The sequence below is a fragment of the Pseudomonas sp. MH10 genome (assembly GCF_034353045.1).
GTDB lineage: Bacteria > Pseudomonadota > Gammaproteobacteria > Pseudomonadales > Pseudomonadaceae > Aquipseudomonas.
Genome location: NZ_CP133783.1, coordinates 3,907,926 through 3,933,697 on the forward strand (window position 1 = coordinate 3,907,926; position 25,772 = coordinate 3,933,697).

23 protein-coding genes and 1 pseudogene are annotated in these 25,772 nt (G+C 56.4%); 15 read left to right on the plus strand and 9 right to left on the minus strand.

What is annotated here, in order from left to right; genetic code table 11:
- Nucleotides 1–3 precede the first annotated feature (3 nt).
- Entirely contained in the window at nucleotides 4–1,428 is a 1,425-nt protein-coding gene (aspA, locus tag RHM59_RS17365; RefSeq protein WP_322166717.1) for an aspartate ammonia-lyase, read from the minus strand.
- A 184-nt stretch (nucleotides 1,429–1,612) separates the two neighbouring features.
- Between aspA and RHM59_RS17370 the strand changes: the two genes are divergently transcribed.
- The 6 genes from RHM59_RS17370 to RHM59_RS17395 all read left to right on the plus strand — a co-directional run bounded on the left by RHM59_RS17370 (nucleotide 1,613) and on the right by RHM59_RS17395 (nucleotide 6,094).
- Entirely contained in the window at nucleotides 1,613–2,533 is a 921-nt protein-coding gene (locus tag RHM59_RS17370; protein WP_322224898.1) for a LysR substrate-binding domain-containing protein, read from the plus strand.
- A gap of 182 nt (nucleotides 2,534–2,715) precedes the next feature.
- Nucleotides 2,716–3,279, plus strand: coding sequence for a hypothetical protein (locus tag RHM59_RS17375; protein WP_322224900.1), 564 nt, complete (start codon nucleotides 2,716–2,718; stop codon nucleotides 3,277–3,279).
- A gap of 234 nt (nucleotides 3,280–3,513) precedes the next feature.
- Entirely contained in the window at nucleotides 3,514–4,005 is a 492-nt protein-coding gene (gene purE, locus RHM59_RS17380) for a 5-(carboxyamino)imidazole ribonucleotide mutase (protein WP_322224901.1), read from the plus strand.
- A gap of 9 nt (nucleotides 4,006–4,014) precedes the next feature.
- Complete coding sequence (locus RHM59_RS17385) at nucleotides 4,015–5,097, plus strand: 5-(carboxyamino)imidazole ribonucleotide synthase (RefSeq protein ID WP_322166712.1); 1,083 nt, start codon at nucleotides 4,015–4,017, stop codon at nucleotides 5,095–5,097.
- A gap of 130 nt (nucleotides 5,098–5,227) precedes the next feature.
- Nucleotides 5,228–5,473: a GlsB/YeaQ/YmgE family stress response membrane protein gene (locus RHM59_RS17390; protein WP_322166711.1), complete on the plus strand. Its 246-nt coding sequence runs from the start codon at nucleotides 5,228–5,230 to the stop codon at nucleotides 5,471–5,473.
- 87 nt (nucleotides 5,474–5,560) lie between these two features.
- Entirely contained in the window at nucleotides 5,561–6,094 is a 534-nt protein-coding gene (locus RHM59_RS17395; RefSeq protein WP_322166710.1) for a DUF3299 domain-containing protein, read from the plus strand.
- 8 nt (nucleotides 6,095–6,102) lie between these two features.
- On the opposite strand, the gene RHM59_RS17400 is transcribed toward RHM59_RS17395, so the two are convergent.
- The gene (locus RHM59_RS17400; RefSeq protein WP_322184537.1) at nucleotides 6,103–7,002 is read right to left on the minus strand and encodes a D-hexose-6-phosphate mutarotase; all 900 of its coding nucleotides are present in this window, start codon (nucleotides 7,000–7,002) and stop codon (nucleotides 6,103–6,105) included.
- An 83-nt stretch (nucleotides 7,003–7,085) separates the two neighbouring features.
- Nucleotides 7,086–7,487, minus strand: a complete 402-nt coding sequence (locus RHM59_RS17405; RefSeq protein WP_297839195.1) for an acyl-CoA thioesterase — start codon at nucleotides 7,485–7,487, stop codon at nucleotides 7,086–7,088.
- A gap of 443 nt (nucleotides 7,488–7,930) precedes the next feature.
- On the opposite strand from RHM59_RS17405, the gene RHM59_RS17410 reads away from it, so the two are divergent.
- Nucleotides 7,931–9,220 (plus strand): MFS transporter, encoded by a 1,290-nt coding sequence (locus RHM59_RS17410; protein WP_322224903.1) that lies wholly within the window; start codon nucleotides 7,931–7,933, stop codon nucleotides 9,218–9,220.
- Nucleotides 9,221–9,368: 148 nt separating this feature from the next.
- On the opposite strand, the pseudogene RHM59_RS17415 reads toward RHM59_RS17410, so the two are convergent.
- Nucleotides 9,369–9,716, minus strand: a pseudogene (locus RHM59_RS17415) (EamA family transporter); the annotation flags it as partial.
- A 561-nt stretch (nucleotides 9,717–10,277) separates the two neighbouring features.
- Between RHM59_RS17415 and RHM59_RS17420 the strand changes: the two are divergent.
- The 7 genes from RHM59_RS17420 (at nucleotide 10,278) to RHM59_RS17450 (ending at nucleotide 20,004) form a co-directional block, all read left to right on the plus strand.
- Nucleotides 10,278–11,279: a phosphate ABC transporter substrate-binding protein PstS family protein gene (locus RHM59_RS17420; protein ID WP_322166700.1), complete on the plus strand. Its 1,002-nt coding sequence runs from the start codon at nucleotides 10,278–10,280 to the stop codon at nucleotides 11,277–11,279.
- A 423-nt stretch (nucleotides 11,280–11,702) separates the two neighbouring features.
- Nucleotides 11,703–13,739 (plus strand): ABC transporter permease subunit, encoded by a 2,037-nt coding sequence (locus tag RHM59_RS17425; protein WP_322286719.1) that lies wholly within the window; start codon nucleotides 11,703–11,705, stop codon nucleotides 13,737–13,739.
- A gap of 69 nt (nucleotides 13,740–13,808) precedes the next feature.
- Entirely contained in the window at nucleotides 13,809–15,425 is a 1,617-nt protein-coding gene (gene pstA / locus RHM59_RS17430; protein ID WP_322286720.1) for a phosphate ABC transporter permease PstA, read from the plus strand.
- A 111-nt stretch (nucleotides 15,426–15,536) separates the two neighbouring features.
- Complete coding sequence (gene pstB / locus RHM59_RS17435) at nucleotides 15,537–16,370, plus strand: phosphate ABC transporter ATP-binding protein PstB (RefSeq protein WP_322166699.1); 834 nt, start codon at nucleotides 15,537–15,539, stop codon at nucleotides 16,368–16,370.
- Nucleotides 16,371–16,491: 121 nt separating this feature from the next.
- The gene (gene phoU / locus RHM59_RS17440) at nucleotides 16,492–17,253 is read left to right on the plus strand and encodes a phosphate signaling complex protein PhoU (protein ID WP_322166698.1); all 762 of its coding nucleotides are present in this window, start codon (nucleotides 16,492–16,494) and stop codon (nucleotides 17,251–17,253) included.
- 158 nt (nucleotides 17,254–17,411) lie between these two features.
- Entirely contained in the window at nucleotides 17,412–18,323 is a 912-nt protein-coding gene (locus tag RHM59_RS17445) for a response regulator (RefSeq protein ID WP_322166697.1), read from the plus strand.
- 784 nt (nucleotides 18,324–19,107) lie between these two features.
- Nucleotides 19,108–20,004, plus strand: a complete 897-nt coding sequence (locus RHM59_RS17450) for a peptidoglycan DD-metalloendopeptidase family protein (protein ID WP_322166696.1) — start codon at nucleotides 19,108–19,110, stop codon at nucleotides 20,002–20,004.
- Between the two features lie 91 nt (nucleotides 20,005–20,095).
- On the opposite strand, the gene RHM59_RS17455 is transcribed toward RHM59_RS17450, so the two are convergent.
- The 3 genes from RHM59_RS17455 to phoB form a co-directional block, all read right to left on the minus strand.
- Nucleotides 20,096–21,436: a hemolysin family protein gene (locus tag RHM59_RS17455; protein ID WP_322166695.1), complete on the minus strand. Its 1,341-nt coding sequence runs from the start codon at nucleotides 21,434–21,436 to the stop codon at nucleotides 20,096–20,098.
- A 111-nt stretch (nucleotides 21,437–21,547) separates the two neighbouring features.
- Nucleotides 21,548–22,849, minus strand: a complete 1,302-nt coding sequence (phoR, locus tag RHM59_RS17460; protein WP_322224905.1) for a phosphate regulon sensor histidine kinase PhoR — start codon at nucleotides 22,847–22,849, stop codon at nucleotides 21,548–21,550.
- Between the two features lie 68 nt (nucleotides 22,850–22,917).
- Nucleotides 22,918–23,607, minus strand: coding sequence for a phosphate regulon transcriptional regulator PhoB (gene phoB, locus RHM59_RS17465; RefSeq protein WP_002555882.1), 690 nt, complete (start codon nucleotides 23,605–23,607; stop codon nucleotides 22,918–22,920).
- Nucleotides 23,608–23,757: 150 nt separating this feature from the next.
- On the opposite strand from phoB, the gene RHM59_RS17470 reads away from it, so the two are divergent.
- Complete coding sequence (locus RHM59_RS17470; RefSeq protein ID WP_322184539.1) at nucleotides 23,758–24,135, plus strand: hypothetical protein; 378 nt, start codon at nucleotides 23,758–23,760, stop codon at nucleotides 24,133–24,135.
- Between the two features lie 45 nt (nucleotides 24,136–24,180).
- Here the strand turns inward: RHM59_RS17470 and ubiA are convergent, their stop codons facing one another.
- A complete protein-coding gene (gene ubiA / locus RHM59_RS17475) occupies nucleotides 24,181–25,071 on the minus strand; it encodes a 4-hydroxybenzoate octaprenyltransferase (RefSeq protein WP_322184540.1) in 891 nt (296 codons plus the stop codon).
- Complete coding sequence (locus RHM59_RS17480) at nucleotides 25,071–25,646, minus strand: chorismate--pyruvate lyase family protein (RefSeq protein ID WP_322224931.1); 576 nt, start codon at nucleotides 25,644–25,646, stop codon at nucleotides 25,071–25,073. Before RHM59_RS17480 ends, ubiA begins: the two co-directional genes overlap by 1 nt.
- Between the last annotated feature and the right edge of the window lie 126 nt (nucleotides 25,647–25,772).

Genomic DNA, 25,772 nt, shown 5'->3' on the forward strand with positions numbered 1-25,772 from the left:
AAGTCAGGCTTTCAACGGCACCAGTCGCGGGGCAATCATGTTTTCCGGGCGCAGGATGTCGGCGAGCATGGCGTCGTCGAGCAAGCCTTCTTCGCGTACCAGTTCCAGCACGCCACGGCCGGTTTCCAGGGCGATACGAGCGATACGGGTCGCGTTTTCATAACCGATGTACGGGTTCAGAGCAGTCACCAGACCAATCGAGTGCTCGACCAGTTCACGGCAGCGCGCTTCGTTGGCGGTGATGCCGACGATGCAGTGCTCGCGCAGCATGTCCATGGCGCGCTGCAGCAAGCGAATGGTGTCGAAGATTTTGTAAGCGATCAGCGGCTCCATCACGTTCAACTGCAACTGACCGCCTTCCGCCGCCATGGTCAGCGACAGGTCGTTGCCGATGATTTCAAAAGCCACCTGATTGACCGCTTCCGGGATGACCGGGTTGACCTTGCCGGGCATGATCGAGCTGCCTGGCTGACGTGCTGGCAGGTTGATTTCGTTGATCCCGGTGCGTGGGCCGCTGGACAGCAGACGCAAGTCGTTACAGATCTTCGACAGCTTGACCGCGGTGCGCTTGAGCATCCCGGAGAACAGTACGAAGGCGCCCATGTCGGAAGTGGCTTCGATCAAGTCGGCAGCCGGTACCAGCGGTTGGCCGCTGATGATTGCCAGACGATCTACCGCCAATTGTTGATAACGCGGGTCGGCGTTGATGCCGGTGCCGATGGCGGTGCCGCCAAGGTTTACTTCGGTCAGCAGTTCTGGCGCCAGGGTGCGCAGCCGATTGAGGTCTTCATTGAGGGTAGTAGCGAAGGCGCGGAATTCCTGACCAAGGGTCATCGGTACAGCGTCCTGTAACTGGGTCCGGCCCATTTTCAAGACGTGGTTGAATTCTTTGCCTTTGGCCGCGAACGCCTGGATCAGGCTGTCGAGGCTGGCGAGCAGTGAATCGTGACCCAGCAACAGGCCCAGGCGAATAGCCGTCGGGTAAGCATCGTTGGTCGACTGCGCCATGTTCACGTCGTTGTTCGGGTGCAAGAACTGGTATTCGCCTTTGCTGTGGCCCATAGCCTCGAGCGCGATGTTGGCGATGACTTCGTTTGCATTCATGTTGGTTGAAGTGCCTGCGCCGCCTTGAATCATGTCCACCACGAACTGGTCGTGGAAATCGCCGCGAACCAGCCGTGCACAGGCTTCGCTGATCGCTGCATGCTTGGCTGAGTTCAGGTGGCCCAACTCGTGGTTTGCGTCAGCGGCGGCTTGCTTGACCATCGCCAATGCCACAACCAGCTTTGGGTAATGCGAAATCGGCACGCCAGAGAGGTGAAAGTTATTCACCGCCCGTAGCGTCTGAATGCCGAAATAGGCATCAGCCGGTACTTCGAGAACGCCAAGCAGGTCTTTTTCGGTACGCGATGATGCGGCGGAGGACATGATAGAGATAGTCTCAAGAGAGGCACGAAGGGTGCCGGAACGCTGATGATGCTAGGCTTGTAGGCAATTTGGAGCAAATGCTGTTAAGCGCTGACCTATGCGTAAACGGCATACTGTTGATGTGACGTTACGATTTTGAAACGCGTATGTAGACGCAGGTATGCGTTTTTTGGCAGGAGACCCCATGAATCTTGAAAGCAAATGGCTTGAGGACTTTAGTGCCCTGGCCGCGACCCGTAGTTTTTCCCAGGCGGCCGAGCGCCGCTTTGTGACACAACCCGCTTTCAGCCGCCGAATTCGCAGCCTTGAATCAGCGCTGGGCCTGACATTGGTCAATCGCTCGCGCACGCCCATAGAACTCACGGCTGCCGGGCAATTGTTTCTGGTGACCGCGAGGACCGTCGTTGAACAACTGGGCGAAGTGTTACGCCACCTACACCACTTGGAGGGCGGACAGGGCGAAGTCATGCAGGTCGCGGCTGCGCACTCCCTGGCGTTGGGCTTTTTTCCGCGCTGGATCGCTCAGTTGCGTAATGAAGGTTTGAACATTGCTACGCGGCTGGTGGCGACCAATGTCGGCGAGGCGGTGCATGCCCTGCGCGAAGGCGGTTGCGATTTGATGCTGGCGTTCTATGACCCGGACGCCGCGTTGCAGATGGATAACGAGATTTTCCCCTCACTGCATTTGGGACACACCGAAATGTTGCCCGTTTGCGCGGCGGGTGCCGATGGCCAGCCGATGTTTGATTTGGAAGGCGATGCCAGCGTGCCGTTATTGGCCTATAGCGCCGGTGCATTTCTCGGGCGTTCGGTGAATTTACTGCTGCGTCAGCGCAGCGTGCGCTTCACGACGGTCTATGAAACGGCCATGGCCGACAGCTTGAAAGGCATGGCCCTTGAAGGGCTGGGTATCGCCTGGGTTCCAGAGCTGAGCGTGCGCGCCGAATTGGCACGGGGTGAGTTGGTGGTTTGCGGTGGCCCGCAATGGCATGTGCCGTTGGAGATTCGTTTGTACCGTTGCGCGCTAGTGCGTAAGGCAAATGTGCGGTTGTTGTGGCGCAAGCTGGAAACAGCGGGGCAGCTGGAGCATCCGGGTACTAGTTGAACAACTGGCAGTGCGAGGACGCGGGGACGCATTTCCTACAGGTTATAACTACCGGAGACTACCTTCGCTGTTGTTGGTGTCTGAATGTATTCGCATTCTTCAGGTTGTAACTTGGTCAGGGGTTAACCCTCTCGACCTCCGCGCATCATGATGATAGGAGGTTACTTTTAAAAGGATTTAGCATGTCAGCCAGCAAGCAGCCTATTCGATTATTGGTCTTTTATCACGACGATGTAGATCCCAGCCTACAACGTCTTGTTCCTCGCAATTACCTGCAAGACTGCATCATTGAAATTCAGAAAATCACCGGTCGTGAATGCATTATCGACTACCGGCGTTCAATCGCAGGCGTGACGGACTTCAATTACAAAGGTCACGAGAAAGCGGTGCTGGACGAGTGGATTGGTCGGGTTGGAGTTTATGTGGAGCAGAATGGCCTCTCTTGGAAGAAAACCTACCGATACCTATTAGTCACTAAAGACAAATTGAATGACAGGGTTTTGGGCGTAACTTACGAGGGCAATAACTGTTTGATCTCTTCGTTGGTGGCCTATCAGAATATTGGTCATGAACTAGGGCATAGTTTCGGCGCCACCCATGAAGATGCGGAGTTGCAATATAATTCATTCGGCGTTCTCAGTGAGACATTCGTGTATCCGCATCGAGATGGGAAACGGGGTAATGCATACCGGTACAGCTTAAAGAATCGGGAGAATATCGCCAATTTCCTTAGGTCTGACGACTAGTGTGTGTCAGGTCGTCTATAAGCGGTTGAGCTCCAACATCTCAACCAAGGCCGCTGCGACACGCTGCTGACTACTGGTCACAAAGGGGCTGTCTTCCCGCTGCTTTACGGTATACTGCGCGGCCTTTGGCCGGTTCGACCGGTCATTATTCGTACAACAAGCCACGCCGGTTTTCCCCGCGTGGCTTGTTGTTTTTTGACGCGCTTGCGGGCGCCCAATAGAAGAGGCACGACGATGAGCGCACTGGTTGGCGTGATCATGGGCTCTAAGTCCGATTGGTCCACCCTTAGCCACACCGCCGATATGCTGGATAAGCTAGGCATCCCTTACGAAGTCAAGGTGGTGTCAGCTCACCGAACGCCAGACCTGCTGTTCCAGTACGCCGAACAGGCCGAAGCGCGGGGCATTGAAGTCATCATTGCTGGCGCTGGTGGCGCTGCACACTTGCCGGGCATGTGTGCGGCCAAGACTCATTTGCCGGTGTTGGGCGTTCCGGTGCAGTCGTCGATGCTGTCGGGAGTCGATTCCTTGCTGTCGATCGTGCAGATGCCCGCCGGGATTCCCGTGGCCACCTTGGCCATTGGCAAAGCAGGCGCGATCAATGCAGCGTTGCTGTCGGCGAGTATTCTTGGCGCCAAGCACCCGCAATTCCATGCAGTGCTGAAAAAATTCCGCGCTGACCAGACAGACAGCGTCCTGGACAATCCAGATCCGCGCGACGCCTGAGGTTTTTCTATGAAAATCGGTGTAATCGGTGGCGGCCAATTGGGTCGCATGTTGGCTCTGGCGGGCACTCCGCTGGGGATGAACTTCGCTTTTCTTGACCCTGCACCAGACGCTTGTGCGGCTGCGTTGGGCGAGCATCTGCGTGCCGATTATGGCGATCAGGATCACTTGCGGCAGTTGGCCGATGAAGTTGATCTAGTGACCTTTGAATTCGAAAGCGTGCCCGCAGAAACCGTCGCGTTCCTGTCGCAGTTCGTCCCGGTTTATCCAAGTGCCGAAGCGTTGCGTATTGCCCGTGACCGCTTGTTCGAAAAGAGCATGTTCAAAGACCTCGGGATTCCCACCCCGGAGTTTGCCGATATCCATTCGCAAGCCGATCTGGATGCGGCGGTCGCCAACATCGGTCTGCCCGCAGTGTTGAAAACCCGCACTCTCGGTTACGACGGTAAGGGCCAAAAAGTCCTGCGCACCTCGGCGGACGTGGTCAACACCTTTGCCGAACTGGGTAGCGTGGCGTGCTTGCTGGAAGGTTTCGTACCGTTCACCGGTGAAGTGTCGCTGATTGCCGTGCGCGGTCGTGATGGCGAAACACGGTTTTACCCATTGGTCCACAACACCCACGACAACGGCATTCTGCGTTTGTCGATCGCCAGCACCCATCATCCGCTGCAGGCCCTGGCCGAAGATTACGCCGGGCGTGTACTTAAGAAGCTTGATTACGTGGGTGTGTTGGCATTCGAATACTTCGAAGTCGACGGCGGCCTGAAAGCCAACGAAATTGCACCGCGCGTTCACAACTCCGGGCATTGGACTACCGAAGGTGCCGAATGCAGCCAATTCGAAAACCACCTGCGGGCGGTGGCAGGCTTGCCACTGGGTTCAACGGCCAAGATCGGTGAGAGCGCGATGCTCAATTTCATCGGCGAAGTGCCTGCGGTGGCTAAAGTCACCGCCATTGATGATTGCCATTTGCACCACTACGGCAAAGCGTTCAAGGTCGGGCGCAAAGTCGGGCACGCGACCTTGCGTTGCGTTGATCGGGCCACCCTCGATCAGCAGATCAAAAAGGTTCAAGCGCTCATCAAGGCCTGACCCAAGGCCTTCGGCTTTCGCCAAACATGCCGCAACCCCAAGGAACCAATAGCGCCCATCGCTCTCTGATGGCAGGATGCCGACGCCGTGACTAGGCTTGGTCTATCCAGTTCATAGAGAGGGAAATGGCATGGGAATTATCGGAACCATCTTTATCGGCCTGATCGTTGGGCTATTGGCGCGATTCATTAAGCCGGGCGATGACAGCATGGGTTGGATCATGACCATTCTGTTAGGTATCGGTGGCTCGTTGGCTGCCACTTACGGTGGTCAGGCGCTGGGTATTTATCAAGCAGGCCAAGGCGCCGGCTTCTTGGGTGCATTGGTGGGTGCGATCATCCTGTTGGTTATCTATGGCATGCTCAAAAAAGACTGACAGTAAATCTTCAGCCCTCTGCGCTAATGCCGCGTAGAGGGCTAGAATGCTCGGCACCGTTTATTACTTTATGTTGCCGAGCCACTTATGCGTCGCCTTCTCTTGATTACGTTGTTGCTGGCGTCCGGGCTTGCCCACGCTGAGTTGCCGGAAACCGATTGGCTCGAACTGATGCCAAAGTCGGATCAAAAAGCCCTCGAAGCCATGCCTGAAATCGACCATAACTCCCCGGAAGCTCAGGGAACCTTCGACAGCAAAGGCGGCTTGAAACAAAGCAAGGGTCTGCCCGCTGTGATGTATTCGGCCAAGACTGTGGCCGCCATGAATGGCAAAGATATTCGTATCGGTGGTTATCCCGTACCGCTGGAGACGGACGCTAAAGGCCGCAGCACGCTGTTTTTTCTCGTTCCGTACCCAGGCGCTTGCATCCATGTGCCGCCACCGCCACCCAATCAATTGGTGCTGGTACGCTACCCTAAAGGCTTGAAACTCAACGATATCTACACGCCGCTGTGGGTAACAGGAACGTTGAAGGTCGAGAAGGTGAGCAATGACATGGCCGATGCGGCCTATGCGCTGGATGCCTCAAAGGTCCGCGTCGTGGTGGAAGCGGACCTATAGGTCGGACGTTACAACGGCTCGCTGCCGATGCTGACAGTCAGTGTGTGGGAAGCGTCGGGGCTGAGGGTTACCACGTCACCCATGACGTTGGCGGTTTCTACACACACCAAGCCCTGCCAACCGTCATCGGCCATGTCGCTGAGGCCCTTTGCCCGTTCAGTCCAGGGGTTCCAGACCACCGTGGATTTCGATCCTCGGGTGTTGATGACGATGCGACGATTCCAGCCGGGGTCGACCACACTCAGGTGATTCGGCGTGTTCAGGTATATGCGATCGGTTTCGCGGGCGAAGTTCAGGGCGCCGGACTGCATGCACTCCTTCCAGTCGTCCGTGGTGTCGATATACCGCAGCCCGTCCAAACCTTCTACGTTGACCTGGCGCACATCACTTACCGCGAAATAACTGTGCAGCGCCTGGCTAAGCGTGACGTCTTCATGGCCCTTGTTGTGGCTGATAAGGCTGACGTGTAGCTGCGTGTCCAGCCGAATGCTCAATTTAAGCGCCACGTCGTGGGGCCATCCGGGCAGATGGCCTTGGGTTTGCGGCAGCACAAATTCCACCAACAGCGCTTCGCCGTCATTGCTGATGCCCAGCAGCTCCCAGTCCAACGCACGAACTTCGCCGTGGGCCTTTGCCGGCTCGGCGCTTTGACGCATCGCCTGCACGCTGTCTGGATTACGTTCAAAATTGCCGAACCACGGCCAGCAGATCGGAATCCCGGTACGAATCGGCTTGCCCTGTTTGAACGTAGCCTGTTTGTTCAGCCAGATCAGCGGCTGCTCGCCCGCGACCTGATAGCTGAGGATGTGCGCACCTTGTTGGGCGACAAGTAACTCAGCGTTGCCGTGACGGATGCGCCAGCAGTTCAGCTCATCGAGTTTTACGGTTTCAACATTGGGCGTTGGCATGCGAAGGCTCTCACTATAAGGACAGTGATAAAAGTAGACCGTGTTACGGCCAACGAGTTTACCTCGGCATGCCCCGCCTAGGCTTAACGCCTAGCGGGCACCGAACGAGTGCGGCCGCTGCCATCAATGGCGACGAACACAAATACCGCTTCAGTGACTTTGCGCCATTCGCTGGACAACGGGTCATCGCTCCACACTTCGACCATCATCTGGATCGAGCTGCGGCCGATTTCCAGTGCCTGGGTATAGAACGACAGCTGCGCGCCGACGGCGACTGGAACCAGAAAGGTCATGCGGTCAATGGCCACAGTGGCGACACGTCCGCCAGCGACTTTGCTCGCCATGGCGGTGCCCGCCAAATCCATCTGCGAAACTAGCCAGCCGCCAAAAATATCGCCAAAACCGTTGGTTTCTCGGGGCAACGCCGTAATTTGCAACGCAAGGTCGCCTTGTGGAATTGGATCTTCTTGTTCGAGTTCGATCATGCCTAGGGTGCCTCTGACCCATGACTCTCATTATTTTTTGCCGCGGTGAAAAGACATTAAAAACGCCGAGTGTGAACAGACTGTGTCCACAGGGTTCAGGTGCGTCTTAATTAGGGAAACTCTGCGAAAACGGCTGTTTAAAGCTCAGCGGCGACTTCGCACAGCAACCCGTAGCCTGTCTGGTTACTTTTGGCGGTCTGCGAGTATATCGGGCGATGCGTCACACGACGACCGTTCGGTTCTCATTTTGACCACGTAAACCTTCTTGCTGTGTGCTTTTTTAAGAGTTTGCTATCGTGCCGGACCTAAACAGCTTTGGACCGCCCTGTCTGTCAGGCAATTTTGGTGCCCGTGTCAGAGTTTTCCTTAACCGTCGAGTGTGCAGTCCGTCAGGTATCGGCCAGCGTTGCTGATGCCCACCCCTCCCAAGAGAAGTCCTTGTTATGTCCACCGTGCCTTCAAGTACCGCACAGACCTCGCGTCAGTTGACCCGTAACGACTATAAAACCTTGTCGTTGTCTGCCTTGGGCGGTGCGCTGGAATTTTACGATTTCATCATTTTTGTGTTCTTCGCCACGGTGGTCGGCAAATTGTTTTTCCCGGCGGACATGCCTGAATGGCTGCGGCTGATGCAAACCTTCGGTATTTTCGCCGCCGGTTACCTGGCCCGGCCGTTGGGTGGCATCGTCATGGCGCACTTCGGCGACCTTTTGGGGCGCAAGAAGATGTTCACCCTGAGCATTTTCCTGATGGCCGTGCCGACCTTGATCATGGGTTTGCTGCCGACTTACGCGCAGATTGGCCTCTTGGCACCCATGCTGCTGCTATTAATGCGGATTATTCAGGGTGCAGCGATTGGCGGCGAAGTGCCCGGCGCTTGGGTGTTTGTGTCCGAGCATGTGCCGGCGCGCAGTACCGGTTACGCCTGCGGCACCCTAACCGCCGGCCTAACGGCGGGCATCCTGCTGGGCTCGCTGGTCGCTACGCTAATCAACAGCCTCTATAACGCGCAGGAAATGCTCGATTACGCGTGGCGGATTCCGTTCTTACTGGGCGGCGTGTTTGGTCTGCTGTCGGTCTACCTGCGCCGCTGGCTGCACGAAACCCCGGTGTTTGCCGAGCTTCAACTGCGCAAAGCGTTGGCCGAAGAAGTGCCGCTCAAAACCGTACTGCGTGATCACCGTGGGGCGATTGTGCTGTCGATGCTGCTGACCTGGATGCTCTCGGCGGCCATCATCGTCGTGATCTTGATGACCCCCACCGTGCTGCAAACCGTGTATGGCTTCTCACCGGCGACTGCGCTGAAAGCTAATAGTCTGGCAATCGTCTGCCTGAGCCTGGGCTGCATCGGCGCGGGATCGCTGACGGATCGTTTTGGCGCTGGCTGGGTATTTATCTTCGGCTGCCTAGGCCTGCTGGTCAGCTCATGGACGTTCTATCACACCCTCCAAGCTCACCCAAACGCACTGTTTCCGATGTACGCCATGACCGGATTGTTCGTCGGCGTGGTCGGCGCTGTACCGTTCGTCATGATCCGTGCATTCCCGGCCGCCGTGCGTTTTTCCGGACTGTCGTTCTCCTACAACCTGGCCTACGCCATCTTCGGCGGCCTGACACCCATGGTCGTGACGCTGATGCTCAAGAACACCCCAATGGGGCCGGCTTGGTACGTGGCGGTGCTTTGTGTGATGGGGATGTTGATTGGGGTGTATCTGTTGCGAAAACGCATTTGACGGGGGCGAGCGCCGATTTCTGATGCAACGCAGAGGGCTCGTGATGTCGAGTTTTTTGTGGGACCGAATTCATTCGGGAAGGCTTCAGTCCTGACACGCTGCAACCTCAAACCACACAAAGCGCCATCCAGTTTGCAGAGAGATTGTCTCAACGATAAACATGAAGCGCGAACGCCCCGCCGAGCACCAGCAGCACCCCAACAACCTGAATCGCAGCCAAGCGCTCTCTGAAAAACATGAAGCTCAGGACGGCGGCGACTCCGCCTGAGAGTGTGCTGATTACCGTGACCACGGAAACTGAGCCGACCGTCGTGCCGTAGGCGTAGGCCGAGAACCCGGCCAGGTTCGCCAGGCTAACGCCGGTCAGGGCGATGCAGTTTTTCAACGGCGGAATTTTCAAGCCATTGGGAACGTTGAGCACAATCAGCAGCAGCATGCTTATCCCGACCAGATAGCCGAGCCACAGTGTGGTAACCGTACCGAGCAACGGAAGGGTCTTACAGGTCCATTGTCAGACGTAGGCTGAATGCGGTTTGCTGCTCGCTTTCTGGGTGGGGTAGGGATGTTAATGGGCTGTGTATTTACTGCGCAAGCGCGCCTGATGTCGCGGTATAGGCTTGCCAAGTGTATTGAAATTAGGAAGTTTATGTCGAAAGCATAATTGGCTTAATTTCAGTATCTTTTGCGCGGCAAACATCAACTTGTAGGAGTGGGCTTGCTCGCGATGGAGCGCGAAGCGGTCCCAAAAATGTTGAACCCACGCTAACGTCATAAATTGAGAACGCTGTTTTTACGACGGCTTCGCAGCTGATCGCGGGTAAGAGGGTTCCGTTGGCATGCGCCAAAAGGTATCCAGTTGTTGCAAAACTGCGTGTAATGCCCGTGCTTAAAACCCCTCGGAATCAACCCCACCAGTGCCTCCAGCCCATACGCGCCTACTTCCAAAACCCGCTGATCCTCAGTCATCCAATTGTCATATTGCTTTCATAAAGTAGTCACACGGCATTCAGATACTTGCCCCCGATTCAGCACCTATAAAATTTTGCAGGAGCAAGGTATGACTTTTAAGCGATTGATGGCGGCTTTGACGTTTGTTGCCGCAGGCGTAGCCACTGCCCAGGCTGTTGCAGCGGTTGACCCTTCTATCCCGTCTTACACCAAGACGTCCGGCGTTTCCGGAAATTTGTCCAGCGTTGGTTCCGATACGCTCGCTAACCTGATGACCTTGTGGGCTGAGGCTTATAAGAAAGAATACCCAAGCGTGAACATCCAGATTCAGGCAGCGGGTTCGGCGACCGCGCCGCCTGCGTTGACTGAGGGCACCTCGAACCTGGGCCCGATGAGCCGCAAGATGAAAGACACCGAACTGGCGGCTTTCGAAACCAAATACGGCTACAAGCCCACTGCAATCCCGGTCGCGGTTGATGCGTTGGCTATTTTCGTACACAAAGACAACCCGATTCAGCACCTGACCATGGAACAAGTGGACGCGATCTTCTCCGCGACCCGTTTGTGTGGCGCTAAGGCCGAAGCAAAAACTTGGGGTGACGTGGGTGTGACCGGCGATTTGGCGAACAAGCCGATTCAGCTGTTTGGTCGTAACTCGGTGTCTGGCACCTACGGTTACTTCAAGGAAGAAGCTCTGTGCAAAGGCGACTTCCGCGCTAACGTTAACGAGCAACCGGGTTCGGCCTCGGTGGTCAGCTCGATCAGCAGCTCGCTGAACGGCATTGGCTACTCAGGTATTGGTTACAAAACCTCCAGCGTTAAGACCGTAGCCTTGTCGAAGAAGGGCGGTACCGAGTTCATTGAAGACAGTGAAGAAAACGCACTGAATGGCAAATACCCGCTGTCGCGTTTCCTATTCATCTACGTCAACAAAGCACCGAACAAGCCGTTGGCGCCGCTGGAAGCCGAGTTCGTGAAAATGGTCCTGTCGAAACAGGGTCAAGAAGTCGTCATAAAAGACGGGTACATTCCATTGCCAGCCAAAGTAGCGGCCAAAGCACTGGCTGACCTGGGTCTGCAAGAAGCCGCTGCGGGTGTAGCTGCCAAGTAAATATCGATTGGGGCAGGCGCTGATTTGCCCCGATTCAAGTCATAAAGCGGGGCCGGGTAGACCGGTTTTCGCTACAGGTTTATTAGTCCGCTGCCAGTAGGTTTGGGCGGCGGATTTTTTGCGTCTCAGGACTGTAATGTTTTTGTCATAAAGGACGGCTAGGGTGAGCGCATGAATGATTTGGCAAACTCCACCATGACCCAAAAGTCTCCTCCCGAGCGCATTGATTTCAATACGCCGGAGATGAAGCGAAAGCGCCGTATTCGCGCGCTGAAAGACAAGTTGACCCAGTGGTATGTATTCGTCGGTGGCTTGGCAGTGTTGGCTGCCATTACCTTGATTTTTTTCTACCTCGCCTACGTGGTTGCGCCGCTGTTTCAAGGCGCCAAATTGACCGCACAAATGCCGCTCAACCCTGCCTGGATGCAAGACGCCGGCAAGCCCTTGCTGCTTTCTGTCGAAGAGCAAAATCAGGTTGCCCTTCGGGTTTCTGACAAGGGCGAGGCGATATTCTTCCGTGTTGAAGACGGCACCGAACTTAAGCGTGTTGCCCTGCCTGTTCCGGCTGGCACAACGGTAACGTCTATCGGTGAAGACCAGCCGGGTACCCCATTGATGGTGCTGGGATTGTCTAGCGGCCAGGCGCTGGTGTTCAAACACAATTACCTGATCACTTATCCAGACAACAAAAAGACAATCTCCCCGACCATCAGCTATCCCTATGGCGAGGCGGCTTTTAGCGTGGATGAGGGCGGTCGGCCCCTGGAGCACGTGAGCCTCAATGCCGCTGATAAAGCGCTGGTGCTGGCGGGCGCTACGGGCGCGCAACTGCACGTTCTTTCCCTGACTCAGGAAGAGAACATGATGACCGGCGAAACCACCAGCGAGCTGACGCGCATCGAACTTCCGCGCATGACCGAAGTGGTCAAAGCGATCTTCATCGATCCTCGTCAGCAATGGTTGTATGTGATTAACGGTCGCGCTCAAGCGGACGTGTTTAGCCTGCGTGATCGCAGCCTTAACGGTCGTTACAAATTGCTCGAAGACGCGAACGCTGAGATTTCTGCCAGCACTCAATTGGTGGGTGGCGTGTCATTGATCGTCGGCAGTTCCACGGGTGGTCTTGCCCAATGGTTCATGGCCCGTGACACCGATGGTGAAATGCGTTTCCAGCATATCCGCGATTTTCAAATGGGCACCTCTCCGATTGTGCGCATCACCGGTGAGCAGCGCCGCAAAGGCTTCGTCGCCCTGGATGCCTCGGGCAAGCTCGGCGTGTTCCACAGCACCGCGCACCGCACATTGCTGGTTGATCAAGTGTCTGGCGGCGGCCCCGGTATTTTGGGGTTGTCACCACGGGCCGACGAAATCATCGTTGAGCAGGGCGGTAAGTTGCTGCCGATGAGTTTGTCCAACCCGCACCCGGAAGTTTCATGGAGCGCGCTGTGGGGCAAGGTCTGGTATGAAAATTACGACTCGCCGCAATACGTCTGGCAGTCCACCGCCTCGAACACCGACTTCGAACCCAAGCTGAGCCTGGCGCCATTGACCTACGGCACCTTGAAAGCCGCGTTCTACGCCATGTTGTTGGCCGCACCACTGGCCATCGCGGCGGCGATCTATACCGCTTACTTCATGGCACCGGGCATGCGCCGCAAGGTCAAGCCGGTGATCGAGCTGATGGAGGCGATGCCAACAGTGATTCTCGGCTTTTTCGCCGGTCTGTTTTTGGCGCCGTATCTGGAAGGACATTTACCGGGGATTTTTAGCCTACTGATGCTGACCCCCGTGGGCATTTTGCTGGCGGGCTTCCTGTGGAGCCGCTTGCCGGAGTCGATCCGCTTACGGGTGCCGGACGGTTGGGAGTCGGCGATCCTGATTCCCGTGGTGCTGTTGGTGGGTTGGCTGTCGTTGGGTATGAGCTCGCACCTGGAGAATTGGTTTTTCGGCGGCGACATGCGCATGTGGATCTCCAACGATCTTGGCATCACCTACGACCAGCGAAATGCACTGGTGGTGGGCTTGGCAATGGGCTTCGCGGTGATTCCCAACATCTACTCGATTGCCGAAGACGCAGTGTTCAGTGTGCCACGCGGTTTGACCTTGGGCTCGCTGGCCCTGGGTGCGACGCCTTGGCAGACCTTGACGCGGGTGGTGATCCTCACGGCCAGCCCCGGCATTTTCTCGGCCCTGATGATCGGCATGGGCCGCGCAGTGGGTGAAACCATGATCGTGTTGATGGCCACCGGTAACACGCCGATCATGGACATGAACCTGTTCGAAGGTATGCGCACTCTGGCGGCGAACGTCGCGGTGGAGATGCCGGAGTCTGAAGTCGGCGGCAGCCATTATCGGGTGCTGTTCCTCGCGGCATTGGTGCTGTTGATGTTCACCTTCGTGATGAACACGCTTGCGGAGCTGATTCGTCAGCGTCTTCGCAAGAAATACTCATCTCTCTAAGGAAGGAAGACGTCTGTGAAACAGAACTCCCTCAAGAGCTGGATCAAAAGCGGCGCCCCCGGCGTCTGGATGAGCGCGGGCGCGGTGTCCATTGCCGTGATCATGACCTTGGGCCTGTTGATGGTGATTGCCGTCCGTGGTCTGGGTAATTTCTGGCCGGCAGATGTGGTGTTGGCGCATTACGACGTGCCTCATCAGGAAAACCAGGTCCTGATCGGTGAAGTGGTGCAGAAAGAAGAAGTACCACGCGCACGCCTCAAAGGCGCTGGCTTGCCGGTGCCGGACGCCGGCCCTGAATTCATGACCCGCGAGCTGTTCAAGGTGGGTAACCGCGACATCAACCCGAGTGACTTCACCTGGGTGGTCGGCGAGTGGCTAACCGAGCAAAGCACGCCAAAAGAACTGATGACCCTGGAGCGCCGCGAGTGGGGCAACTATTACGGCTACTTAGTGAACATCAAGGAAAACGGCAAGGTCATCGCCGAAGGTGAAGCCGCGTGGCCGATCCTTCAGGAGAGGATCAAGCGCGTTGAGTTACTCGCGAATGAACTGAGCGGGCTCGAGAAAAAAGATATCGGCGCCATCAACCACGGTATCGAGCGACTGCGCCTGCACAAACGCAAGCTGGAACTCGACGGCCAGTTGAATGCCGCCGCGCAAGCCGACATGGACAGCGAGCGCGCTGAATATGACGCTCAGTACAAAAGCATCGAAGGTCGATTGGGCGCGCTGCACGAAGCCTTCAACCGGGACAGCCTGACCGCTCGCGATGCCCACGGTAAAGAGGTTGAGATCAGCGTCGGTAAGGTGGTCCATGCGTACCAGCCGAATGCAATGAGTGTCGTTTCCAAACTGGGCTTTTACTTCAAGAAACTGTGGGAATTCCTTAGCGAGGACCCGCGTGAAGCCAACACGGAAGGTGGAATTTTTCCGGCGATTTTCGGTACGGTGATGATGACCCTGATCATGGCCGTAATCGTCACACCGTTTGGCGTACTGGCGGCGGTTTATCTGCGTGAATACGCAAAGCAGGGGCCGGTGACGCGGTTGATCCGAATCGCCGTCAACAACCTTGCCGGGGTGCCAGCCATTGTTTATGGGGTGTTCGGCTTGGGTTTCTTTGTGTATGTGCTGGGCGGCTCGCTGGACAGGTTGTTCTTCCCCGAAGCCTTGCCCGCACCCACCTTTGGGACGCCGGGATTGCTCTGGGCCTCGTTGACCCTCGCATTGCTGGCTGTGCCGGTGGTGATCGTCGCCACCGAAGAAGGCTTGGCGCGTATCCCGCGCACAATTCGCGAAGGTTCGTTGGCGCTGGGCGCAACCAAGGCTGAAACCCTGTGGAAGATTGTACTGCCCATGGCCAGCCCGGCGATGATGACCGGCCTGATCCTGGCGGTCGCTCGCGCTGCGGGTGAGGTTGCACCGTTGATGTTGGTCGGCGTGGTTAAACTGGCGCCGTCACTGCCGGTGGACGGTAACTACCCGTACTTGCACCTTGATCAGAAGATCATGCACTTGGGCTTCCATATTTATGACGTCGGGTTCCAGAGCCCCAACGTTGAAGCGGCACGTCCGCTGGTTTACGCGACGGCGCTGTTGTTGGTGCTGGTTATCGCGCTGCTCAACCTGTCAGCGGTGACGATGCGTAACCACCTGCGCGAAAAATACAAAGCGTTGGAGAGCTAAACATAAGCCACAAGCGGCGAGCTAAAAGCGGCAAGCTAAATGCCGCACGCCGTTTTGCACAACACTTGCAGCTTGCGGCTTAGAGCTTGCAGCTAGGAACGGAGTGAGAACATGCCACATGAAGTCCATACCCACGGCATCAATATGTCGGCCTTGGGGCGCAACAAGCAGAGCCTTGATCTGGCCAATGAGTCCGTGGCGATTGAAGTTCCGGGCCTGAATCTGTTCTACGGTGATAAACAGGCCCTGTTTAACGTGGGCATGAACATTCCCAAGCAGCGCGTGACCGCCTTCATCGGCCCGTCTGGTTGCGGCAAGTCGACCCTGTTGCGCACCTTCAACCGTATGAATGATCTGGTCGATGGTTGCCGGGTAGAGGGCGCGATCAACCTGTATGGCCACGATATCTATCGCAAGGGCGAAGACGTTGCCGAGCTGCGTCGTCGCGTTGGTATGGTGTTCCAGAAGCCGAACCCGTTTCCGAAAACAATCTATGAAAACGTGGTCTACGGGTTGCGCATTCAGGGCATCAACAAAAAACGTGTTTTGGACGAGGCCGTTGAATGGGCGCTTAAGGGTGCGGCGTTGTGGGATGAGGTCAAAGACCGTCTGCACGAGTCGGCGTTGGGTTTGTCAGGTGGTCAGCAGCAGCGTTTGGTCATTGCTCGCACCATCGCCGTCGAACCCGAAGTGCTGTTGCTCGACGAACCCTGTTCGGCACTCGATCCAATTTCGACGCTAAAAGTTGAAGAACTGATCTACGAACTGAAATCCAAATACACCATTGTTATCGTCACTCACAACATGCAGCAGGCTGCGCGGGTCTCCGATTACACCGCCTTCATGTACATGGGCAAGCTCGTCGAGTTTGGGGATACCGACACGTTGTTCACCAATCCGGCGAAAAAACAGACCGAAGACTACATCACTGGCAGATATGGCTAGGGGGCAGCGGCAAGCTTCAAGCTTCAAGCCGCAAGCCAGGCGCGGCTTTGTGAATGTTGGACACCACATACCTACTTGCAGCTTGTAGCTAAGCGCTTAAAGCTGTCGCGGAGCGACCCTAATGATCGATAAAGACAGTCTTACTCACCACATTTCCCAGCAGTTCAACGCTGAGCTCGAAGAGGTGCGTAGCCACCTGCTGGCGATGGGCGGCCTGGTTGAAAAACAGGTCAACGACGCCGTGACCGCGCTGATCGAAGCGGACTCGGGCCTGGCCCAGCAGGTTCGTGAGGTCGATGACCAGATTAACCAGATGGAACGCAACATTGATGAAGAGTGCCTGCGTATTCTGGCACGTCGTCAGCCAGCGGCTTCGGATTTGCGTTTGATCATCAGTATTTCCAAATCGGTTATCGACCTGGAGCGTATCGGCGACGAGTCCACGAAAATTGCCAAGCGTGCCATTCTGTTGTGCGAAGAAGGCGAATCGCCGCGTGGTTATGTCGAAGTGCGGCACATCGGTGATCAGGTGCGCAACATGGTCCGGGACGCCCTTGATGCGTTCGCCCGTTTCGATGCCGACCTGGCGCTGTCGGTGGCCCAATATGACAAAACCATCGACCGCGAATACAAGACCGCGTTGCGCGAATTGGTTACTTACATGATGGAAGACCCGCGCTCCATTTCACGGGTGCTGAACGTCATCTGGGTGCTGCGCTCGTTGGAACGCATCGGCGACCATGCGCGCAATATTTCCGAACTGGTTATTTACCTCGTGCGCGGCACCGACGTACGACACATCGGCCTCAAGCGCATGAAAGAAGAAGTGCAGGGCATCAGTGGCAAAAACGCTAATGTTTTGGACAAACCTGACGATAAATAAGACTGCCTGTGAAAAAAACGCCTAGCACGCTGCTGGGCGTTTTCCGTTCTGAGCGTTGTATTTTCAAGCCGCCCGCGAACGAAAAGTCCTGGCGTCGTAAATGGGCTGGGCAATGGCGATCTGCCAGCGCTATGCTGCCAGGAATCTAAGGAGCGTCGATGAGTAAAGTCAGTGTGTTGGTCGTGGATGACGCGCCGTTTATTCGCGATCTGGTGAAAAAAGGTCTACGTAACTATTTCCCCGGCATCCATATCGAAGACGCGGTCAACGGACGCAAGGCGCAAATCTTGCTACAACGCGAGACGTTCGATCTGGTGCTGTGCGATTGGGAAATGCCGGAGATGTCCGGTCTTGAGTTGCTGGCTTGGTGCCGCACGCAGGACAACCTTAAGGCCATGCCTTTCATCATGGTGACCAGCCGTGGCGACAAGGAAAACGTAGTCCAGGCGATCCAGGCTGGCGTGACTGACTTCATCGGTAAACCGTTCACGAACGAACAGTTGCTGACCAAAGTTAAAAAAGCCTTGGCCAAAGTTGGCAAGCTGGACACGTTGCTCGCCAGCGCACCGACCAAGATGAATTCTGCATTTGCTAACGACTCCCTCAGCGCCTTGACCGGCGGCAAAGCGCAAGTGGTTCATCCACCGGCTTCGCCGTCCGCCGCGCCGACTGCGACTCAGGGTTTGCTTAACACCGGCGCTCCACGTCCCGCTGCTCCGGCTCCAACAGCGGCCAGCCGTGGTCAGGGTCAATTACGTCTGCCCAGTGGCACTCAGCAATGTGCGATCAAAGGCTTAAGCCTCAAGGAAGCGCTGCTGGTGGTCCGTCGTAGCGATGTTCTGCCACAGATCCTCGACAGCGCGGTGCTTGACCTTGAACAAGGCGAGAACGCTGAAGTTGCGCGTCTCAACGGCTACTTGCACGCCATCGTCGCCTACGAACAAAAGCCTGACAGCGACTGGTTGCAACTGACGTTCCGTTTCGTTGACCAAGATGCGCAGAAGCTCGATTACGTCTCGCGCCTGATTGCCCGTGGCACTGCGCAAAAACACTTCGTCCCCGGCGCCTGATTTGGAAACGTGTGGGCGAGAGGCCTAACGCGGCGTGTCAGGTTCAACGTCTCGCCAACACGTTGGCTCTTATCAAACTACTTTTTAATCTTTTAAAAACAACGGGTTGGCGCCGTGTTTTGGTGTGTATATCCGGCTTTTGTGGGGACTGAAATTATGGTTTCGCTTTTACAGCGAGGAACCTTTTTCAAACGCCAAAAAGGTCCCGCCAAAAGGGCTTGCCCCACCATGCAGGACCTCGCCTAGGCTCGGTCTTCCCTCACTCCGGCGTTGCTCCGGGGGTCGCCGTGAGCGGCCATCCCTGGCCGCGCACGGCTTACTCGGCATCCTTGCCTCGTTACCCCCTGCGCAACGCCTGCGTTCGGCCGCATGGTTTCACGGGGCCTCTTTCCGCAATTCGATATTCAATTCACAAACGATCTGCAGGCGGGCAGCCATCTGTAGAGCCAACTTGTTGGCGAAGGTCCTTCGGACTTATCGCAGCCTTCGGCAGTATCTGCAGAATCTGTGCAGCACCGAAAACTGTGGGACCGAATTTATTCGGGAAGGCTTCCGACCTGACACGCTGCAACCTCAAGCCATACAAAGTACCGCCCAGTTTGCTGCGCGACAGCGCGGCGTCGAAGACGTGGCGGACCCTCCTACAGAGGATTGTTGCGCAAGCCTGGATCCGATAAGCGACCAACGGGCTTATCTAGTAACGACTGATTTGATTCAGCCGAGCGCAAAAGATAGTGGATCGCTGCTACGCTCCCCCTGCCTCTAGCCAACCAGATTAATCATTATGCTCAAACGGCCTCTCCTGCTGTGTGTTCTTCTGCTGACTGCACAAACGGCGTCGGCGATGACTATCTACAAGTTCACCGATGCCAATGGCGTCGTGTCGTTCACCGATCGGCCGACGGCGGGCGCCTCGGTGGTGGTGCCTCGAGAGCGAATCGTCGAGCACCTGGAGCAGCAGGTACACCTTGAGACCAAGCGGGATAAAGGCGTACACAGCCTGTTCGTGCGCAACGACACCTACGCGCCGGTCGAGGTCGAGTTGCAGCTTAAAGGGCTAAAAAACGTCTTGGGCGTTACCGATAAAGCCATTCACCGAATCGTGCCCGCGCGCAGCAGTGTTCGATTTGTCGTGCTCAGCCCTTTGCAACCGGGCAAAACGCTCAGCTATACGCCAAAGCTGCGGTACTCCCTTGGCGACCCGGAGCGTCAGCCCTTCGTTTACAGCTATCCTCTGCCGTGGAAGGGCGGGCCGTTTCGCCTGAGTCAGGGACCCAATGGCAAGTTTAGTCATTTCGGGGTAAGAAGCCGCTATGCGATGGACATCGCCATGCCAGAAGGCACGCAGATTATTGCAGCGCGTGCCGGCACGGTGATCAAGGTCGAAAACGGTCAGTCAGGTCGCGGTTCGGACCCGTCTGGTAACTTCGTGCGGGTACTGCACGATGACGGCACCATGGGCGTGTACCTTCACCTGATGCGCGGTTCGGTCAGCGTCAAGGAGGGGCAGCGCGTGGTGGTGGGTACTGACCTCGCCAAGTCCGGCAATACCGGCAACAGCACCGGCCCCCATCTGCACTTCGTCATACAGCGCAACGTCGGGCTAGGGCTGGAATCGATTCCGTACCAATTTGCGGTGCATGTCGACAGCCTGCCCAACTTTGCGCTGGGCGGGAATTAATCAGCTGCAAGAACCAACGTGTTGGCGAGGCGAGATACCTGACACGTCGCATTGAGCCTCTCGCCCACAAGCTCCTAAAGGCTCGCGGCGTTTAATCGATCTTTAGCACTTTGGCCAAGACGATTTTCGGGCCTTTCATTTTTTTGATGATGATGCGCAAGCCTTCGACTTCCAGCACTTCCTCTTCACCAGGCACCCGCTTCAGGGTTTCGTAGATCAAGCCGGCAAGGGTTTCCGCGTCGATGTGATCCAGATCGATGCCTAGCAGTCGCTCGACTTTGAACAGCGGTGTATCACCGCGTACCAATAGTTTTCCAGGCTGATACGCGAGGATGCCGCGCTCGGCTTTGCGGTGTTCGTCCTGGATGTCGCCGACCAGCACTTCAAGTACGTCTTCCATGGTCAGGTAGCCGATTATCTTGCCGTCCGCCTCCTCAACCAGAGCGAAATGCGAACCGCCTTGGCGAAACTGCTCCAGCAACTTGGACAGCGGCATGTGTCTGGAAACACGCTCCAGCGGGCGGGTCAGCTCCGCCAGATTGAACGACGCAGGAATGTGGTCCAGCGCCGCCAGCTCCAGCAGCAGATCCTTGATGTGCAGCAGGCCTACAAAGACGCCGCGTTCGGCGTCATAAACAGGGTAGCGACTGAATTTATGGCGACGGAATAACGCGAGTATTTCCTTGAGTGGCGCATTGCAGTCCAGCGTGACCAGGTCTTCCCGGGAATTTGCCCAGTCGACGACTTCCAGTTCGCCCATCTCGACCGCAGAGGCCAGAACGCGCATACCTTGGTCGCTCGGATCCTGGCCACGGCTTGAGTGCAGAATCAGTTTCAACTCTTCACGGTTATATTGGTGCTCGTGGTGCGGGCCAGGTTCGCCCTGACCGGCAATGCGCAGAATACCGTTGGCGCTGGCATTGAGCAGGTAGATCGCCGGATACATGCACCAATAGAACAGGTACAGCGGCACGGCCGTCCACAGCGACAGCATTTCCGGTTTGCGGATTGCCCAAGACTTGGGCGCCAGTTCGCCGACAACAATGTGCAGGTACGAAATCATGAAGAAGGCACTGAAGAACGACGCGCCTTTGATCACTTCCGGTGACTGTACGCCGGCGGCGTGTAGCACGGGTTCAAGCAAATGCGCAAACGCAGGCTCACCGACCCAACCCAGACCCAGAGAGGCGAGGGTGATCCCCAACTGGCAAGCGGACAGGTAGGAGTCGAGTTGGCTGTGAACGGTGCGCAGGATATGCCCGCGCCAGCCGTTTTTTTGAGCAATGGATTCGACCCGGGTCGAGCGCAGCTTGACCATGGCGAACTCGGCGGCAACGAAGAAACCGTTGAGCAGAACCAGGATCATTGCAAAAAGAATCATGCCGAAGTCGGCGAACATCGCGGAGAGCGTGAGGCTAGGGGAAGGGTCCATGGTGGAGTTTTAAAGGTTCCGTATCATCTAATGAGTGTGTTGCCGAAGCTAAACCGGCGAGCATAAGAACGGCAATGTAGCGGCTACCGGCCAGCTTGACTAGTGGGCTGGTTAAGAATTGATCACTTGAGCGGGCGCAAAATGGCAGGTAAAAGTACACCCTTTGCCGACCACACTGACGATTTCCAGTGTGCCGCGATGGCGTAACAAAACATGCTTAACAATCGCCAAGCCAAGCCCAGTGCCGCCTGTGTTAGAAGCACGACTGGAATCAACCCGGTAGAAACGCTCGGTCAGACGCGGCAAGTGTTTGGTTTCAATTCCCGGTCCAGAATCCTGCACGCTCATGTGTGCGCCCTGTTCGTCATCCCACCAGCGGATATGAATCGTGCCTTCAGCCTGGGTGTATTTCACGGCATTGAACACTAGATTGGAAAAAGCGCTGCGCAGTTCCGATTCGCTGCCCTTGAGCTTGGCCTCGTTAACGATGCTCAGTGTTATGCGCTGTTTGCGCTGTGCCGATAACGCCAGGGCATCGTTCTTGATGATTTGTAGCAGTGTGGACACGACGACCGGTTGGTTATCCGACGGATAGTCGGTCGCCTCGAGCTTTGCCAGCAGCAGCAAGTCATTGAGCAGCGCTTGCATGCGCTCGCTCTGCTGCTGCATTTGCTGCAGCGCTCGGACCCAGCGCGGGTTCATCCCCTCAGCGTTGTCGATCAGGGTTTCCAGGTAGCCACAGATCACCGTCAGCGGCGTGCGCAACTCGTGGGAAACGTTGGCCACGAAGTCTTTACGCATCTGCTCAAGCTGATGAATACGGGTGACGTCGCGCACCAGCATCAAGTGTTCGTTGTTGCCGTAGCGGGTGATCAACAACTGCACGCGCACCCGGTCATTGATCGGCGAGGGGATCTCTAGCGGTTCGGCGTAGTTGTTCTGTTCGAAATAGTCCTTGAAACGCGGATGGCGCACCAAGTTGGTTACCGGCTGCCCGCTGTCCTGGGGGGTCTTAAGGCCGAGCAATGTTTCTGCTGCGCGGTTCCACCATTCCAGGTTGCCGTCGCTGTCGAGCATGATCACAGCGTCTCTGAGCGCCGCTGTCGATTCCTGAATGCGATCAATCACCGCTTGCAGTCGGGCATGCACGCGTTGGTCCCGGCGTTGCTGGTGATAGATGCTGTCAAACACATCGCCCCACAAGCCGTAACCGTCAGGCGGGGGCTCGTCGGGTTTATGTTCACGCAGCCAATTGTGCATGCGCAGTAATTGTTTAAGCGTCCAGGCGAGGTAAATACCCAGGCCCACCGCCATGCTCCAGCCGTAATCACCAGTGATCAATCCAACCAACAGACAGGCGGTGACCAACAGCAGCAAGTGGCGGATCAGCGTGCCGTGCCAGTTTTGATTCAATTCAAACGCATCCTTGTCGAGTAAGCGTCAATCAGCCAGTTCAGCATGCAATGCGCAAAGAGCGTGGTTCAGCTCTTTGTGGAAAAACGGTAGCCAGTGCCGCGCACGGTTTGTACCAGATTTTCGTAGGCATCGCCGAGGGCTTTACGCAGGCGCCGGATGTGTACATCCACCGTGCGCTCTTCGACATAGACATTGCCGCCCCACACTTGATCGAGCAGTTGCCCCCGGGTGTAGGCGCGTTCCTGATGGGTCATGAAAAATTGCAGCAGGCGGTATTCGGTCGGGCCCATTTCTGCGGGCTTGCCGTCGATGGTGACGCGATGGCTGATGGGATCGAGCAGCAGGCCGCCGACCTCTATGGGGGCCTCGCCATCGGTCGGCCCCGCGCGGCGCAGTACCGCTTTGAGGCGTGCGACCAGCTCACGGGGTGAGAACGGTTTGGTGATGTAATCGTCAGCGCCGACTTCCAGGCCCTGGATCTTGTTGTCTTCTTCGCCCTTGGCAGTGAGCATGATGATCGGAATGTCGCCGGTCAGCTCGTCACGCTTGAGACGACGAGCCAGTTCGATCCCGGAGGTGCCTGGCAGCATCCAGTCGAGCAGGATCAAATCCGGTTTACGGTCAACGATGATGGCGTGGGCCTGCTGAGAGTTTTCCGCTTCGATGCAATCGTAGCCGGCCATTTCCAATGCAACGGCGATCATTTCGCGAATAGGCGCTTCGTCGTCAACGATCAGAATACTCCTGCCAGCCATGCTCAATCCTCTTGTCATTTAACTGTCTTGGGGCGCATTAGATAACGGAATTATTGCAGTCGTGTGACAGCTAGGGTCGTCGCTGGCATCACTGCCTGCTCTAGGACTAAGCTTAGGCTCCGACTTAAAACAAAAAAGAGGACATATCCGATGACTAATATTTCTAAGACCTTGCTCGGCTTGCTCACCGCTGCTGCGTTGGCTACTTCGGGAATGGCGTTTGCGATGGACCCGGCCATGATGAAGGACGGAATGATGGTCGATCAGAAGGGCATGACGCTTTATACCTTCGATAAGGACACCATGGCCGGTAAATCCATGTGTAACGACAAATGCGCTGACAATTGGCCGCCGTTGATGGCACCCGCCGATGGCAAAGCCATGGGTAAGTGGACAATGGTCAAGCGTGACGACGGCAAAATGCAGTGGGCGTTTGATGGCAAACCGCTCTACACCTTCAAAATGGACAAAAAAGCCGGTGACATGATGGGTGATGGCAAAGGCGATGTTTGGCACGTAGCCAAGTAACTCAAACCTTTGTAACGCGCGGACCGTCAGCGTAGAGGCTGACGGTCAACGCAACGCATAGTCAGCGACAATCCCTAGAAATATCGCCAATCCCGCCCAGTGGTTATGCAAAAAAGCCTTGAAACAGCGCTGCGGCTCACGGTTGCGCGTGTACCAGAACTCCCAGACGAAGCACGCGGCGGCCACCAGCAGGCCCAGATGAAAGCACGTCCCCAGCCCGAAGCGTGATCCGGCCAGCAGCAGGCAGCCTAATGCCAGCCCTTGCAGCGTCAGGATAATCACCCGATCCGCGTCGCCGAACAGCAAGGCAGTAGATTTGACACCGATTTTCAAATCGTCTTCTCGGTCTGTCATCGCGTAATACGTGTCGTAGCCCACCGTCCACAGCAGGTTAGCAATGTAGAGCAACCACGCCGCAGCAGGCAGGTCACCAGTCTGGGCGGTGAAGGCCATCGGCATGCCCCACGAAAAGGCTGCGCCGAGCACCACTTGCGGGTAATAGGTGTAGCGCTTCATAAACGGATAGCAGGCCGCCAGCGCCAAGCCACCGAACGAGAGCCAGATTGTCAGCGAATTAGTGAGCAGCACCAGCACAAAGCTCAAGCTCACTAGCACCGCGAACAACACCAATGCCTCGCGGGTGCTGACTTTACCGCTGACCAATGGACGCTGTTCTGTGCGTTTGACGTGACCATCGACCTTGCGGTCAGCGAAGTCATTGATCACGCAACCGGCGGCGCGCATCAAAAACACGCCGACAACGAAGATCAGCAGGTTGCCGATCGACGGCAGGCCTTTGGCCGAAATCCACAGCGCCCACAGTGTCGGCCACAGCAGTAGATAAATGCCGATGGGTTTGTCGATACGGGTCAATTGAACGAAGTCCCACACCCGAGGGTTCAGGCGATTTAGCGACTTAAGCAAACTCACATACATCAATGACGCTCCGTATCATCGGCGCCGGCGATTCCGACTGCATGCCAAAAATCAGGCAGGAATATTTCCGCCACCAACAGACTCAATACGCCCCGGCTGAAGCAAGAGCGCCGCCCCCATAAACCGTCAGCGGTGTCTTCGTTGGGCAACCAGGCAGCGGGATAGCGACAGGCTTCCAGTGCGCCGCGCTCAAACGCTTCGTCGCAAAATAGCAGTCCGCCCAAGGAACGGGTGCCCAGTTTGTCCATGTTCAGACCGCCTTGTTGCAGCGCACTTTGGGCGGCGACGCTGCGGGCGAACACCCACTTCTGGCCGTTGCCACGCAGATACACTTCGCGTACCCAACCGATGCTCTGATCGGGTAAGGACAGCGCTGCGCACTCTTCGGCGCGCAGGGCTTGCCAGCCTTCGAACAATGGCAAAATGCTGAAACCATCTGCAGACAGACGCGTCAGACGACGAGTAAGGGAATCCTGATTGAACAGCCAATCGAGCACGATGGGCTCGGGCAGCTCCATCAGTTGGTGTTGCTGACGCCAGTCAGACGCAACAAGAAGAGGATTTTGTTGGGGCACGGTGGGTAATTATTGGCAACAATCGAGGCGGCGATCTTAGCATGTTTGATTGCAGGGTCTGAGCCTGCGGCGCAACCCGTTTACGTCGATCCCGCTTGCATCTGAACGCATCGATCAGTACAAAAC